The 14,769-nt window shown below is 60.8% G+C and carries 15 protein-coding genes; 3 read left to right on the top strand and 12 right to left on the bottom strand.

Annotated features, from left to right (window positions below; genetic code table 11):
- Nucleotides 1-4 precede the first annotated feature (4 nt).
- From J2Y86_RS26830 to J2Y86_RS26805, 6 genes are all read right to left on the bottom strand, one after another.
- Nucleotides 5-1,414 (bottom strand): circularly permuted type 2 ATP-grasp protein, encoded by a 1,410-nt coding sequence (locus J2Y86_RS26830; RefSeq protein ID WP_017337349.1) that lies wholly within the window; start codon nucleotides 1,412-1,414, stop codon nucleotides 5-7.
- Between the two features lie 474 nt (nucleotides 1,415-1,888).
- Complete coding sequence (locus J2Y86_RS26825) at nucleotides 1,889-2,230, bottom strand: ribonuclease E inhibitor RraB (protein ID WP_017337348.1); 342 nt, start codon at nucleotides 2,228-2,230, stop codon at nucleotides 1,889-1,891.
- Between the two features lie 218 nt (nucleotides 2,231-2,448).
- The gene (locus tag J2Y86_RS26820) at nucleotides 2,449-2,682 is read right to left on the bottom strand and encodes a hypothetical protein (RefSeq protein ID WP_253438617.1); all 234 of its coding nucleotides are present in this window, start codon (nucleotides 2,680-2,682) and stop codon (nucleotides 2,449-2,451) included.
- A 223-nt stretch (nucleotides 2,683-2,905) separates the two neighbouring features.
- Nucleotides 2,906-3,781, bottom strand: a complete 876-nt coding sequence (gene speE / locus J2Y86_RS26815) for a polyamine aminopropyltransferase (RefSeq protein WP_214381757.1) — start codon at nucleotides 3,779-3,781, stop codon at nucleotides 2,906-2,908.
- Nucleotides 3,782-4,049: 268 nt separating this feature from the next.
- The gene (locus J2Y86_RS26810; protein WP_253438614.1) at nucleotides 4,050-4,241 is read right to left on the bottom strand and encodes a PLDc N-terminal domain-containing protein; all 192 of its coding nucleotides are present in this window, start codon (nucleotides 4,239-4,241) and stop codon (nucleotides 4,050-4,052) included.
- 70 nt (nucleotides 4,242-4,311) lie between these two features.
- On the bottom strand, nucleotides 4,312-4,842 hold the full coding sequence (locus tag J2Y86_RS26805; protein ID WP_253438611.1) for a hypothetical protein: 531 nt from the start codon (nucleotides 4,840-4,842) through the stop codon (nucleotides 4,312-4,314).
- 178 nt (nucleotides 4,843-5,020) lie between these two features.
- Here J2Y86_RS26805 and J2Y86_RS26800 point away from each other — a divergent pair, with 178 nt between their 5' ends.
- Together J2Y86_RS26800 and J2Y86_RS26795 are read left to right on the top strand one after the other, a co-directional pair.
- Nucleotides 5,021-6,502, top strand: a complete 1,482-nt coding sequence (locus J2Y86_RS26800; protein WP_253438608.1) for a methyl-accepting chemotaxis protein — start codon at nucleotides 5,021-5,023, stop codon at nucleotides 6,500-6,502.
- Nucleotides 6,503-6,705: 203 nt separating this feature from the next.
- Nucleotides 6,706-7,071: an Mpo1-like protein gene (locus J2Y86_RS26795; protein WP_253438605.1), complete on the top strand. Its 366-nt coding sequence runs from the start codon at nucleotides 6,706-6,708 to the stop codon at nucleotides 7,069-7,071.
- On the opposite strand, the gene J2Y86_RS26790 is transcribed toward J2Y86_RS26795, so the two are convergent.
- The 3 genes from J2Y86_RS26790 to J2Y86_RS26780 all read right to left on the bottom strand — a co-directional run bounded on the left by J2Y86_RS26790 (nucleotide 7,072) and on the right by J2Y86_RS26780 (nucleotide 9,201).
- A complete protein-coding gene (locus tag J2Y86_RS26790; RefSeq protein WP_253438602.1) occupies nucleotides 7,072-7,869 on the bottom strand; it encodes an acyl-CoA thioesterase in 798 nt (265 codons plus the stop codon). It lies immediately after the preceding gene.
- Between the two features lie 243 nt (nucleotides 7,870-8,112).
- Nucleotides 8,113-8,880 carry a CHAD domain-containing protein gene (locus tag J2Y86_RS26785; protein WP_253438599.1) on the bottom strand — a complete coding sequence of 256 codons (768 nt, stop codon included), beginning with the start codon at nucleotides 8,878-8,880 and terminating at the stop codon, nucleotides 8,113-8,115.
- Between the two features lie 42 nt (nucleotides 8,881-8,922).
- Nucleotides 8,923-9,201, bottom strand: coding sequence for a hypothetical protein (locus J2Y86_RS26780; RefSeq protein WP_045058957.1), 279 nt, complete (start codon nucleotides 9,199-9,201; stop codon nucleotides 8,923-8,925).
- 222 nt (nucleotides 9,202-9,423) lie between these two features.
- On the opposite strand from J2Y86_RS26780, the gene J2Y86_RS26775 reads away from it, so the two are divergent.
- On the top strand, nucleotides 9,424-10,464 hold the full coding sequence (locus J2Y86_RS26775) for a patatin-like phospholipase family protein (RefSeq protein WP_253438596.1): 1,041 nt from the start codon (nucleotides 9,424-9,426) through the stop codon (nucleotides 10,462-10,464).
- 143 nt (nucleotides 10,465-10,607) lie between these two features.
- Here the strand turns inward: J2Y86_RS26775 and J2Y86_RS26770 are convergent, their stop codons facing one another.
- The 3 genes from J2Y86_RS26770 to kdpC form a co-directional block, all read right to left on the bottom strand.
- Nucleotides 10,608-11,306 carry a response regulator gene (locus tag J2Y86_RS26770; RefSeq protein WP_253440444.1) on the bottom strand — a complete coding sequence of 233 codons (699 nt, stop codon included), beginning with the start codon at nucleotides 11,304-11,306 and terminating at the stop codon, nucleotides 10,608-10,610.
- Between the two features lie 62 nt (nucleotides 11,307-11,368).
- Complete coding sequence (locus J2Y86_RS26765) at nucleotides 11,369-14,020, bottom strand: sensor histidine kinase (protein ID WP_253438593.1); 2,652 nt, start codon at nucleotides 14,018-14,020, stop codon at nucleotides 11,369-11,371.
- Between the two features lie 159 nt (nucleotides 14,021-14,179).
- Nucleotides 14,180-14,725 (bottom strand): potassium-transporting ATPase subunit KdpC, encoded by a 546-nt coding sequence (gene kdpC / locus J2Y86_RS26760; RefSeq protein WP_253438590.1) that lies wholly within the window; start codon nucleotides 14,723-14,725, stop codon nucleotides 14,180-14,182.
- Nucleotides 14,726-14,769 lie beyond the last annotated feature (44 nt).

Here is a 14,769-nt window from a genome sequence, read left to right as displayed (position 1 = left end):
TCCTTCAATCCTCGACCACCCAGGTGTCCTTGGTTCCGCCACCCTGGGAGGAATTCACCACCAGGGAGCCTTCACGCAGGGCGACACGGGTCAAACCGCCGGGCACGACCCGGGTTTCGCGGCCAGACAATACAAACGGACGCAGGTCGATGTGGCGTGGCGCGATGCCGTTTTCGACAAAGGTCGGACAGGTCGACAGGGACAACGTCGGTTGCGCGATGTACGCGTGGGGCTTGGCCTTGATGCGGGCGCGGAACGACTCGATTTCCGCCGCGGTCGCCGCCGGCCCCACCAGCATTCCGTAACCGCCGGAGCCCTGGGTTTCCTTGACCACCAGATCCGGAAGGTTGGCCAGCACGTGGGACAGTTCGGAAGGATTGCGACACTGGAACGTCGGCACGTTCTTCAGGATCGGTTCTTCATCGAGGTAGAAACGGATCATGTCCGTGACAAACGGATACACCGATTTGTCGTCCGCCACCCCGGTGCCGATGGCATTCGCCAGCACCACGTTGCCCGAGCGGTAGGACGACAACAGCCCCGGCACGCCGAGCATCGAGTCGGGGTTGAACGCCAGCGGATCGAGGAACGCATCGTCGAGGCGACGGTAGATCACGTCGACCGCTTTCGGCCCGTCCGTGGTGCGCATGAACACCTTGTCGTCACGCACAAACAGGTCCGCGCCTTCCACCAGTTCGACGCCCATTTCCCGAGCGAGAAACGCATGCTCGAAAAACGCACTGTTGAAGCGCCCCGGCGTCAGCACCACGACGCTAGGGTTATCGATCGGGCTGGAGCTTTTCAGGGTATCGAGCAACAGGTTCGGATAGTGGTCGATCGGGGCGATGCGCTGAGCCGAAAACAGTTCGGGGAACAGCCGCATCATCATCTTGCGGTCTTCGAGCATGTAGCTCACGCCGCTCGGTGTACGAAGGTTGTCTTCGAGCACGTAGTACGTGCCGTCGCCATCGCGCACCAGGTCGACGCCGGAGATGTGCGAGTAGATATCCCGGTGCAGGTCCAGGCCTTGCATCGCCAACTGGTACTGCTCGTTGGCCAGCACTTGCTCGGCCGGGATGATGCCGGCCTTGATGATGCGTTGCTCGTGATAGAGGTCGGCGAGGAACATGTTCAGCGCCTTGACCCGCTGGATGCAGCCGCGTTCGACGATCCGCCATTCGCTGGCGGGGATGCTGCGCGGAATGGTATCGAAAGGAATCAGGCGCTCTGTCCCCTGCTCGTCCCCGTAGAGCGTGAAAGTAATCCCGGCGCGATGAAACAACAGATCGGCCTCGCGTCGCCGTTGGGCCAGAAGTTCGTCAGGCGTCTCGGCCAGCCAACGGGCAAACTCCCGATAATGCGGGCGGACCTGGCCGCCGGCATCGTACATCTCATCAAAATAGGTGCGGATCATGCCGTACTCCTTGTCACCCGGACATACAGGCCTTCGCAAGGCCCGTGCCATCGGCATAAACGCTTTGATATCAATCGGTTGGATATTCGTCGCGCACCCACCGCACCATTCCTGTGCGGTAAATGCCCCAACCTGATCGCCCCCGCTTCATTGCGAAGCAATGCTTTCGCCTATCACCAGCATAGCCAGAGTTGATTTCACTGCCCGGCCGTGGCTGAGGATAATCGGCGCATTCGCTGGAAATGCGCATCGAACTTCCCTTTTAGCCGCCTTGCTCAGGCGGCTTTTTTTTGTTTCGGGATTTGTGGAGAGAAAGGATAAGGGCGTAGCCGGTGGCTTTTTCTGTGATCGGGAGGACCCTTCGCGGGCAATCCTCGCTCCTACAAACAGCAAAGTTCGGCTTCAATATCGGCACAAACGAAAACGGCCAACCCGAAGGTCAGCCGTTAGTGGATGTTGTCGCTGTTCATAGTGTTATGCGAGTAGCCCTCGTACCTCCTGCTTGACGCCCCATCCTTCAATGATGCCGCCCAAAGGTTCGACCACTGCCTCGAAGTCCTGCTCAAAGTCGCCGATGCCGTCATAGGTGGCGGACATCACTTTACTCAGTTCCAGGGCCCAAGCGCCGTCGTCGCGTACGCTGATCTGTGCATTCATGGATTCGCCGGAATAATGCCCTGCCGCCCTGCGTGCCCGCTCCTCGTCCGGGAAAATGGCGTAGAACTCGATCGGATGGAATCGTGAAAAGTCAAAACCGCCTTCTTTCATGCGGCGCAGCACCGAGCTGCTGATGTCTTCTTGATAGGCTGTGCTCATGAAACGTCCTCCTCAAACCGATGGATAGACTTTCCGTACTCCCGACGCCCGCAACCGAATGGTGCAAGCACTGCGGCAACCACGTTGCCGATGGGAAACAAGCATGTAGCTGACAAGACCAGACCTTAGCGATCCAATCGCTGATCTCGCTTGCAGAGTAGCCTCAAGTAAGCGCCGCTGCCAAGGCCTGGTGTTTCACGAGTGTGCCAGAGGGTGTTTCAGACGGGAGTAATGCCGAGGATTTGTATGCTGTTCTGCGTCTTGAGATTCTTGACGCTCGCATCAACAGTGCGCCCCTCCAGATCATTCAGATCCAGTTCGGCAGCGACAGGAAGGAGCCGGGCCTTGATGAGTTTGGCGGCGTGCTCGTTGTCCGGGCATTCGTCGCACTCAAAGACTTCGTCGACTGTTTCGCCGTGATCATCCACGAAAGTGATCTTCCACTTTTGCATCAGTGCCTCCTCGAACAAACCCGCAAATGGGCTTACACCTATCTGGACTTTTGGCCAGAGTGATCGTTCAAACGGATTACCACACGCAACCATGAAAACCACAGGGCCTTGTGGGAGCGGGCTTGCTCGCGAATGCGGTGTATCAGTCAATACACAGGTCAACTGGTACACCGCATTCGCGAGCAAGCCCGCTCCCACATTGGGGTATGCGTACTTCTTTAGTTTAGTCGTTGCTTGGCTTGTTGATCGCTTGCAGCACGTATTGCGGCAAGGCAAACGCGCCGATGTGGATTTCCGGGTTGTAGTAGCGGGTGATGATGCCGCTGCCGGCGAAGCGCTGTTGCAGGGTTTCGCGGGACAGTTTGCGATAGGCCGTATTGGTCGCGCCCCAGGCAAATGTCATCGAACCGCCGATGTAGGTCGGCACGGCGGCCTGATAGAAGTGCCAGTCCGGGAACAGGCTGCGCAGGCGGCCGGCGGTGGTTTTGACTTCTTCGATCTGCATGAACGGCGTGCCGTTCTGGGTCACCAGGATACCCCCCTCGTTCAGGCAGCGACGGCAGGCCTGATAGAAGTTTTCCGAGAACAGCACTTCGCCCGGACCGATCGGGTCGGTGGAGTCAGAGATGATCACGTCGAATTTTTCGGTGGTGGTGGCGACGAAGCGCATGCCGTCATCGATCACCAGGTTCAGGCGTGGATCATCGAACGCACCCTTGGAGTGGTTCGGCAGGAATTCCTTGCACATATCGACCACGGTGCCGTCGATCTCGACCATGGTGATGTGCTCGACGCCACCGTGTTTGGCCACTTCACGCAGCATGCCGCCGTCGCCGCCACCGATGATCAACACGCGCTTGGCACTGCCGTGCGCCAGGATCGGCACGTGGGTGAGCATTTCGTGGTAGATGAATTCGTCGGCTTCGGTGGTCTGGATCACGCCGTCCAGCGCCATGACACGACCCATGCGCGGGTTCTCGAAAATCACCAGGTGCTGATGTTCGGTGCGCACTTCGTGCAGCAGTTTTTCCATGCGAAAACGCTGGCCGTAGCCTTCGTAAAGGGTTTCCAGGTACTCGCTGGTTGGGGTGTTGCTCATGGGAAGTGCTCCGATGAATGCGGGTGGCAACGGACGGTTACCCGCCCATGATGGCCAATCGATCAGCTCGATTGCCCGGGAAAGGCGCGCATTCTACGTCGCGGAAGATGACAGGTCGAACCTTCGTCATCGAAGTACACACAGAGCAATGTGGGAGCGGGCTTGCTCGCGAAGGCGTCGTGTCAGTTGACATTAACTTTTACTGATACACCGCTTTCGCGAGCAAGCCCGCTCCCACAAGGGAAATGTGTCGACCGTGAGTGAGTATTCAGATCCGGACATTGCCCCGTGGCCCGGCGATGGCCCAGATGATCAGGCCCAGGACCGGCAGCAGCAGGATCAGCAGGACCCAGACGATTTTCATCCCGGTGTCGGCGCCACTTTTCAGCACGTTGATGATTGCCCAGATGTCCAGGGCAAGAATGATCAGGCCAATCAGGCCGTTGAACGTGGATCCCATGGTGTCGCTCCCTAAGAGTGATGTGCAGTCTTAGGATAGCCGGCCCCTGCGAGGGTTCCGTTTTATTCCTTCAAACGTGGATAGCCACTTTCAGGGCTTCCAGGGAAGGCGCGGCCGCAATGCCGACCTCGGCGCACAACTCAAGCACGCGCGGCACGTCGTTGCCAAAGACCAGCACCACTTGCAGTTCGTCGTCCAGCAACTGGCTGAAGTTCATCAGCGTGTAACCGCCGTTTTCCTTGTTCATGCTGCCCATCTGCACCTGGATGCGATTGAGCGCGGTCAGGGCTTCGGTCTTGGCCAGTTGCTTGGGTTTGATATTGAAATCCACGCCCGGGCCGAACGACGCGACGATCTGCGCGAACAGGTCCACGTAGGTATCGGCCTGGAACAGCACGGTTTCCGGCAGGCTGCCGACGACGACCCACTCGCCCAACGGAATCGGGAAGGTGTCGTCGTAGTTGATGTCCGGATTGGCCGTCAGAAAAGCCTCTGGATCGGCGTAGGCCTGGGCCGCTTCATCAGCGACCTTGAGGATTTCGTCTTCGCTCATGCACCCGGAGCTGATTTTGCTGATGAGTTCGACGAGTGCGGCTTTCATGGGGCGGAATCCTGTAGCGAGGGAATTTTGAAGGCGCGAAGGATAGCGCATTACGCCCTGTAATTGCTGCGTGTGAGCACGGTCGGGAATGTTGACGCATATCAAGATCCGGCGCCTTGGCTAGCGGCACAATGCTGGCACCTTGCCAATGCTGTTTCCGCTATCAGAGAAGACCTCCATGGGTGCCTGGCTTAGCAACATCTCGCTGAAATATAAATTCTGGGCGGTCAACGCTGTCGCCTTCGTCACCACCCTGTTGTTGGTGCTGTACGCCGTGCAACTCGAGCAGCAGGCCCGCAGTCATGCGTCTCAAGCGTCTGCTCAGGCGCAGGCACGATTGCTCAACGCCTGGCCTGCCGGGCAAACGCTTCCCAAGGCCGATAACCTGCTGACGTTCAGTCGTGGGCAGGCGCCGTTGCTGAACGAGCAACCCCTGCTGGAGCTGGCGGATGCCAACGGCTGGGTCGAGATCAACTCGATGCCGCTGTTCGGCGACAACCCGCTGATGGGCGCTGAAGTGCTCACGCGGGCCAATGGCCAGCAAGTGGCGGTGATCGCTCATGGCCCGAGCCTGAGCCAAGTGTTTGGCGAGCGTTTCGCCAACTACGCCGTGGCGGTTCTCATCCTGATGCTGGCGATGCTCGGCGCGTCGCAACTGTTGATCCGTTTTCTGCTCAGCCAGCTCAACACCTTGAAAGACGTGATGCTCCACGTTGAGAAAACCGGTGACCTGTCCGCCCGTGTGCCCCTGGCCTGCACCGACGAGGTGGGGCAGATGGCCGGCGCGTTCAACGCCATGCAGGCCGGTTATCAGCGGGTGGTGAACACTGTCGCCAGCACCGCCCGGCAACTGGATGTCGGCGCGGCACGCCTGGCCTCGAGCATGAACGAGGTGCGTCACGGCATGCTTGGCCAACAAAGCGAAACCGACCAGGCTGCCACCGCGATCAACGAAATGACCGCCACCGTCTATCACATCGCCCAGCACGCCGGCGCCACCCGCGACCTCTCGCAAACTGCCGACACCCTGGCAGGCAGCGGTCAGGAAGTGGTCAGTCGCGTGCAGAAATCGATTGCCGGGTTGTCCACAGGCGTACAGCAGACGGCCGAGATGATTCAGCGTCTGGCCGAGGACAGTCAGAAGATCAACGGCGTGGTCAATGTGATTCACAGCATCGCCGAGCAAACCAACCTGCTGGCGCTGAACGCCGCGATTGAAGCGGCCCGCGCCGGGGAAATGGGCCGTGGCTTTGCGGTAGTCGCCGACGAAGTGCGCAACCTGGCCAAACGGGTGCAGACGTCGACCGACGAGATCACTCTGATGGTCGCCGCGTTGCAGGCCGGAACCCGGGATGCGGTGGATTTCATGCAGGAAAGCTCGTTCAAGGCCGATGATTGCGTGCAGCAGGCTCAAGAGGCCGGGGCCGCGTTGGCTGAGATCACCAGTGCGGTGGCGCAGATGCGTGAAAGCAACACGCAAATCGCGGTAGCGGCCGAGCAGCAGAGCCAGGTGGCGGAAGAGATGAACCGGGCGGTGGTGAGCATTCGCGATGTGACCGAGAACACGGTGCAGCAGACGGTGGATTCGGCGACGACCAGTAATGAGTTGGCGGCGTTGGCCGGGGAGTTGAGCAAGGCCATAGGGCAGTTGAAACTTTAAGGTCCCCTTCGCGGGCAAGCCTCGCTCCTACAGGTTGTGCGCAGACCTTGCAGGAGCGAGGCTTGCCCGCGAAGGCGCCAGCCCGGTCAACATCAATCCGGACCATGACACCTATCACTCCGATAGCCATCCTTGATTCGCCGCCCGCCCAAGCCGCGCCTATTCTTCACTCATGTGTTCAACATGGATCGAGGATCAGCATCATGGGCAAACGTCACCCCAACCTTCCCGCCTGGCAATGGCGCGCCTACCCGGACAACCATCAGCACCCGGCGAATCTGGTGCTGCACCTGATTGCCGTGCCGCTGTTCATCGTGGCGTTTCTGCTGCTGGTGTGCGGGGTGTTCAGCCTGAGCTTTGCGAACTTCGCGATTGGCATCATTGGCCTGCTCGCTGCGTTGGGTCTGCAACGCCACGGCCACAGCCTGGAGGTGCAAGCCTCCGAGCCGTTCAGCGATCGCAAAGATGCGGTATCGCGCCTGCTGGTCGAGCAGTTCCTGACCTTTCCACGGTTTTTCCTCAGCGGCGGTTGGTGGCGCGCCTGGCGTGAGCGCCACCGTCGTCACTGATCAGGCAAAGATCGTCACGGTCTGCCGGCTCATGGCAATCAACTGACCGTCCGCGCTCCACAGTTTCGCGGCCGCATGACCGTAGCCGTCAGCGGCATGTTCGATTTCAACGAGGTATTTGCACCAGTCCAGCGTGCTCAGGTCGAGCAACGGCTGGACGAATTCGATGGTCCAGGTCAGCGTGCTGCCCATCGCGACTTTTTTCAGGTGCGGCAACAGCGCAGGCGGCCAGGCGTCCACCAACGCCAGGATATGCGACTCAGTGACCGCCTCTTCCTTCACATCACCACGCAAGCGTACCCAGCCGCCCATTTCGCGGGATTTATTGCCGGTAAACGGCAGGCCGCCAACACTCCAGCGCATCGCCAGATGGCGCATGAATTCCGGGGTCATGCCTTTGACATACGGCAGCTCCTGGCACTCGTCCCAGTGCTTCATTTCCGGGGCCGGCGTGGCGGCTACCGCCACTTCGGACGGTCGCGAGGCGCCGAAGCTGCCCTGGATCAGCGTCACCACCTGACCTTTCTGCATCGCCCGGCCCAGCACCTGGCTGACCGCCTTGCCTTCGCGCAGGACATCGACTTCAAAACTGACCGGCACTTCCGGTTCTACGGGGCCGACAAAGGTAATCGCCAGCGAGCGCACAGGGCGATCCGCTGGCACCCGAGCGCGCATGGCTTCGTATTGCAAAGCCGCGACCAGGCCGCCGAAGCTGGCACGCCCCTGTGCCCATTCGGCCGGAATAGACAGCTCCAGCGGCTGGCTGCGGACGGCGTCGAGCAGATCGGAAAAGCGCATGAAAACCTCAAGGGCAGAAAAGGATGGAGGAATGTTAACCAGCCACGGGGGATGACACAGCGCTTATTCTGGCCAAAAGCACTGACAGATGAGCCGCGCTTCGAACATCAATTCCAAAATTCAACAGTGATCTACTGTGGGAGCGGGCTTGCTCGCGAAAGCGGTGTGTCAGTCACGATTGAAGTTGACTGACACACCGCTTTCGCGAGCAAGCCCGCTCCCACATTTTGATTTGTGTTGTTCTCAGGATTTGAAACAGGCAGCACTGAGTTTGTCGAGAACTCGGTCGGCACGGGCTTCGGCCTTGGCCATGGTGGTTTTCCACACGGCCACACAAGGTTGCAGATCTGCTTCCTGTTCGGCCCGGGCCAGCCATTGCCAGCAATCGTGCCAGTCACCCAGGGCAGCCTGAGCCGACTTGAGCCTCGGCAAAGCCGGTTTCGGCAAACGGTCCAATTCGGGGTAGGCCTCGATCCCATAGCGCACACGTTTGATCAACAGGCGCAGTCGATGCCGATCATGAGCAGGATCGTGCAAAGCCTCATCGAGTTTTTTCCACTGCTTGCCCAGGCGCTTCTCGATGCGCTTGCGCAGTCCCTTGAGCAAACCCTGTCGCTGGGATGCCCGCAGAAAACGCGGGAAGGCGTCGAAAATCATCAGCAACTGCGCCAGCTCGGAACTCGCGGCGACTGCAGGATAGGCCGCGGCCATCTGCGCCATGCGTCGCTGCGCTGCCTCAGGTTGATCGTGCTCGAGCAAATACGCCGCCAACACTTCACGATCGCGCAACGGCGTGGTCAGGTCACCGACCCGGGACGCCGCCACTTCCAGCTGCTCGACCCCGGGCAAGCCGCGCAACGGCCGCAGCAGGCTGCGCAAACGGCGAACCGTGGTGCGCAGATCGTGCAATGCTTCCGGGTCGGTGCGGGCATTCAGCCGTGCCTGACAGGACAGCAGGCGGACTTCCAGGCCAAGAACATGAGCCACCAACCGATCAACCAAGGCAGACATCGTTTTCTCCCTGAACTGAATTTCTGATGCCTACATCATGCCTCAACGGCCAGCGCGTGACTCACGAATATAGAAGCGCGCCTTCTCGGCTTTCTTGGTGCAGCCTTCGAACGCTTCGAACTGCTGCTGGGTCTTGGCGCCGGTCAGCAGCGACAGGGCCTTGGAGTAACTGACGGTGCCGGCAAAACCTTCGGCCTTGGCCAGGTCCAGCTCATGCCACGCGGCATCGATTCCGCTACCGCAGCTGTCACGGTAAGCGGTTTTGCCGGCGCAACCGGCGAGCGCCAGCGCAATCAAAGGCACACAGATCCAGGCTTTCATCACTCACACCTCAAAGATAGGTAAACAGTCGTGCAGGTAAGACGGTCTGGCGCGTGAAAAGTGCCTTGGCCCCGCTGCGGAAACTATAGCGCTCGGGAGAATAACCATCTGCCGCCATGGAGTGTCGAAAAAACGACGCGTTCACTCCGCCGAGCGACCTTAGCGATTGAAGCACGCCCCTCGATGGGTGCATTGTTGAACCTTGTCAGACGAGGGCGATTCATGAAAAAGCGTGTCGCACTGGTGCTGGGTTCCGGCGGAGCCCGGGGCTATGCCCATATCGGTGTCATTGAAGAGATCGAGCGGCGTGGCTACGACATCGCCTGCATCGCCGGTTGTTCGATGGGCGCTGTGGTCGGCGGGATTTATGCCGCCGGCAAACTGGATGAATACCGCAACTGGATCGAGAGCCTGGATTACCTCGACGTGTTGCGTCTGGTGGACGTCAGTTTTCGACTGGGCGCAATTCGCGGGGAGAAGGTCTTCGGGCAGATCCGCAAGATCGTCGGCGAGATCAATATCGAGGACCTGCGCATCCCCTACACGGCGGTGGCCACCGACCTGACCAACCAACAGGAAATCTGGTTCCAGGAAGGCTGCCTGCACCAGGCGATGCGTGCCTCGGCGGCCATCCCGAGTCTGTTCACGCCGGTGATGCAGGGCAATCGCATGCTGGTGGACGGCGGCATCCTCAACCCGTTGCCAATCGTGCCGGTGGTGTCGAGCCATTGCGACCTGATCATCGCGGTCAACCTCAACTCCACCAACCAGCGTCACTACCAATTGCCGGTGATCCAGCGCCCGGCTGCGTTCAAGACCCGGTTCGACAGCCTGATCAGCTCGTTGGGCTCGAAGCTGCCGTTCCGCCGCAAACAAGCGGAACAATTGCTGCTGCTGGAAAAGGAAGCGTTGATGGCCGAGGCAGGCGAGATCAACCCCTGGATCGAATCCGCCGAACCTGAAGCCCAGCAACCGGCGGCCGCCCCGGAGCGCGATGGCGCGCCGAAGTCCGCCACGGGTTCGTTCATCATCGACAACGTGGGGCCGGCGTCCTTGCTGGATTTGATCAACCAGAGTTTCGAGGTGATGCAGACGTCGTTGGCGCAGTACAAGATTGCCGGTTATCCACCGGATATTTTGATCAACGTGCCGAAGCGGGTGTGCCGGTTTTTCGAGTTTTACAAAGCACCGGAGTTGATCGCGCTGGGGCGGGAGATTGCGCGGGATACGTTGGATCGGTATGAGAGTGAGCGGGATTCCTGAGGTTCTCGAGTGAACGTGAGGGCCTCTTCGCGGGCAAGCCCGGCTCCCACAGGATTTGTGTCGTTCACAAATGTGGTGATCACCTCAAAACCTGTGGGAGCCGGGCTTGCCCGCGATAGGGCCGGATCATTCAACACAAAAACCTAAAGCCCACCCTCACTCAACAACCGATACCCAACCCCCGCCTCGGTCACGATAAACCGCGGCTGCGTCGGATCATCCGCCAGCTTCTGCCGCAAATGCCCGACCACAATCCGCAAATAATGACTGTCCTCGGTATGGGTCGGGCCCCAGATATCCTTGAGCAATTGCTGCTGGGTGATCACCCGCCCCGGATGCCGCGCCAGTTGCGCCAGCACCGCATATTCCTTGCGGGTCAACGCCACTTCGACGCCGTCGAGCAGCACCCGGCGATAGGCCAGGTCCACAGTCAACGGGCCGAACGCCAGTGCCGCTTGCTGCGCCTCACCCACCGGTGCCTGACGCAACAAGGCACGCACTCGAGCCAGAAATTCCTGGATGCCGAACGGCTTGGTCACGTAGTCGTTGGCACCGCGATCCAGCGCCTCGACTTTCTGCCCTTCGCTGGCGCGCACCGACAGCACCAGCACCGGCACCGTCGACCATTCGCGAAACTCGCGCAGCACTTGCTGGCCGTCCATGTCCGGCAGACCGAGGTCGAGCACCAGCAGGTCCGGCTTGTTCAGTGCGGCCTGTGCCAATCCCTCCGTGCCTGTGCCGGCCTCCAGCACTTTATAACCCTGGGAAGCGAGGCTGATGCGCAGGAATTTGCGGATCTGGGGTTCGTCGTCAATGACCAAAATGGTCGCGGTCTGGCTCATGGTGTCTGATCGTGGCATGGAGAGGTCCAAAGGGTATCAGGCTTCACTGTCAGCGCTCATGTTCAACTCTCGTTTTCAACATCGGGTTGTTCCTGCAAAGGCAAGTGCAGGGTGATGCAAGTACCACGCCCTTCGATACCGTCGCCGACGCTGATTCGCCCGCCGTGTGCACCGACCATGCCCTGACAGATCGCCAGTCCCAGCCCGGTGCCCTGCCCCCCACGATCACCGCGCGCGGCGGTGTAGAACATGTCGAAAATCTTCGCCCGTTCCTCTTCAGGAATCCCCGGTCCTTCATCACTCACCGAGAAGAACAGCTCGTTTTCATCCGCTCCGGCGCGCAATTGCAAACGCCCGTGAGCCGGCGAAAACCGCGCGGCGTTTTCCAGCACGTTGACCAGTGCCTGCTCAATCAGCGCGGCATGAACGTACAGCAGCGGCAATTCAGGCGGCACTTCGGTGCTGACCTGCAACGGCGCCAGTACCGCGCGCAGGCGATTGAGTGAACTGCCGACGATATCGGCGGGTGATACCCAGTCCCGCGCCAGCTTCAACGCGCCGTGACCGAGACGGGTCATGTCCAGCAGGTTTTGAATGTAGCGATCGAGGCGCTCGGCTTCATCGCGGGTGCCTTCGAGCAATTCGCGGCGATCCTCCAGCGGGATCGCCTCGCCCAGCGCCAACAGGCTGTCGATGCTGCCGCGCATGGAGGTCAGCGGTGTGCGCAAATCGTGGGACACCGACGCCAGCAAGGCACTGCGCAGTTGCTCGGTTTCCCCGTGCAGCCGCGCCGCTTCCAGGTCTTCGGCCAGTTGCGCACGAGCCAGCGCCTGGGCCAACGGCTGACTCAGCGCCGTCAGCAGACGCCGACGCTGGCCACTCAAGGTCTGTCCCTCCTTGGCACAGACGCCGAGCAGCGCCAGCGGCCCGTCTTCCACGGACAGCGGCCACCACCACCAACGCCCGAACGGCAGCGTGCCGGTGCCTGCACCCGCCGGTTGATCGTGTTGCCAGGCCCAGTCAGCGGCCGCGCGTTCAGCTTCGGAAAACTCCAGCGGGCCACCGGTTTCGACTTTCCAGCCGCTCTGGCCATCGCGATTGAGCAGGCACAATTGCAGATCGCTCCAGCCCTCGAGGTGCTGAGCGGCGGCCTTGATCACGGCCTGACGGTCAGTGGCCGCCGTCAGTTTGCGCGACAGGTCGAGCAGTTCGGTGGTTTCCTCCTGGGTGTCGCGCAAGGCCTGCAATTGCCGGCGCTGGCGTGCCGCAAGGTTGCCGGTGAGCGCCGCCATCAGCAGAAAGAACAGCAAGGTCAGCACGTCTTCTTCGCGCTGGATGCTGAAGGAAAAATTCGGCGGAATGAACAGGAAGTCATAGGTCAGAAACGACAGCGCCGCACAGGCCAGCGCCGGGCCGAGACTGCTGCGCACCGCCACCAGCAACACGGCGGCGAGGAATACCAGCGAGATGTTCGGCAGCGGCAAGACACTCGCCACTGCCCAGGCCAGGGCACTGGCGAGCACAGTCGCGACCAGCGCCAGCGCATAGTCGAACCACACCAGCGGCTGTACCGAGCGTTTGCGTGGCGGGTCCTGTTCGAGGTCGCTGTCGATGACGTTGATTTCCAGCCCGCGCGCGTGGCGCAGCAAACGTGCGGCCAAGCCGCCACCGAACAGCCGACGACGCAATCGCCGCCGGGACTGGCCGACCAGGACCAGGCTGGCGCGTCGTTCAGTGGCGTGCTGAATCAGGGTTTTCGCCACCTCACCGGCCCGCAGCAACACCACTTCGCCGCCGAGGCGTTCGGCCAGTTGCTGGGCACTTTGCAGACGCAGGCGTGATTGCTCGTCACGCACGCTGCCGTTGTCCACATGCACCAGGCTCCATGGCAGATGCCGACGCTGGGCGACGCGGCTGGCGTGACGCACCAGACGCTCGGCCTGGGCATCGCCATCGACACCGACCAGCAATCGACCGCGCACCGCCGGGGCGGCCTGTCCAAGCTGACGATAACCCTGGGCCAGGTCGTTATCGACCTGAGCCGCTGCGGTTTGCATCGCCAGTTCACGCAGGGCGGTGAGGTTGGTCTGGGAGAAATATGCATCGATCGCCGCCCGCGCCTGCTCCGGCACATAGACCTTGCCGTCTCGCAGTCGCTCAAGCAGCTCGCGTGGAGGCAAGTCGATCAACAGCAATTCGTAGGCTTCTTGCAGCACCCAGTCCGGGAGAGTTTCACGGACCTGCACGCCGGTGATGCCGCGCACCTGATCGTTGAGGCTTTCCAGGTGCTGAACGTTGACCGTGGTGTACACATCAATGCCGGCGGCGAGCAGTTCCTGAATGTCTTGCCAGCGTTTGGCGTGACGACTGCCCGGTGCGTTGGTGTGGGCCAGTTCGTCCACCAGCACCAGTTTCGGCTTGGCGGCGAGTACGCCGTCGAGGTCCATTTCTTCGAGGGTCACGCCGCGGTATTCCGAGCGCACCAAGGGCTGCTGCGGCAAACCGCCGAGCAGCGCCTCGGTCTCGGCGCGGCCATGGGTTTCGACGACGCCAGCGATGAGTTTCACGCCTTGGCGAAGTTGGGTATGGGCGGCTTGCAACATGGCGTAGGTCTTGCCGACACCGGGTGCGGCGCCGAGGAAAACCTTGAGCCGGCCACGGCCGTCGCGGGGCAGGTCTGCTAACAGCGCGTCGGCGCGGCCGGAGTCACTCATGCTTGAAGCTCTCTTTATTCAGGTAGTTATGTGGTGCCTGTCAGGCCGTCTTCGCGAGCAAGCCCGCTCCCACACTGGATGGATGTCGTACACATATTTCGTGACCACTGAAGATCAAATGTGGGAGCGGGCTTGCTCGCGAATGACGCCACCACCGATCTACAGTTTTTCCAACGCCATATTCAGCGCCAACACATTCACCACCGGCGGACCCACCAACGGTTGCTCGATGTGCGCATCCAACAGGTTCTGCAGCGTCGCCACCGGCAGATTCCGCGCCGCCGCAACACGCGCCAGTTGATAGGCAATCGCGGCCGGTGGCAAGTGTGGATCGAGGCCGCTGCCAGACGTGGTCACCAGCGCCAACGGTACCGGCCCCTGCCCCGGCACCAGCTGTTTGTTGGCATCGTCGATCACTCGAGTGGCCAGGGCCGGATTGCTTGGCGAGAGGTTACTGGCGCCGCTCGACACCGTGGCGAAAGCACCGGCGGATGGCCGTGGATGGAACCAGGCATCACCGACGAAATCCTGGGCAATCAGCGACGATCCACGGACCTTGCCGCTGGCGTCGTGTACGAGGCTGCCATTGGCTTGATCCGGGAACGCGACCTGGGCGACGCCGGTGACCACCAAGGGATAAGCGACGCCGGTGATCAGGGTCATCAAGACCAACAGGCTCAGGGCCGGACGTATCATTGTGGACATTTCAAAATCCTCGAATTCAATAATTGAAACCGCCACCGCTTTCC

It is taken from the genome of Pseudomonas migulae (genome assembly GCF_024169315.1).
Classification (GTDB): Bacteria; Pseudomonadota; Gammaproteobacteria; order Pseudomonadales; family Pseudomonadaceae; genus Aquipseudomonas; species Aquipseudomonas migulae_B.
This window is presented reverse-complemented; position numbering and strand designations above follow the sequence as displayed.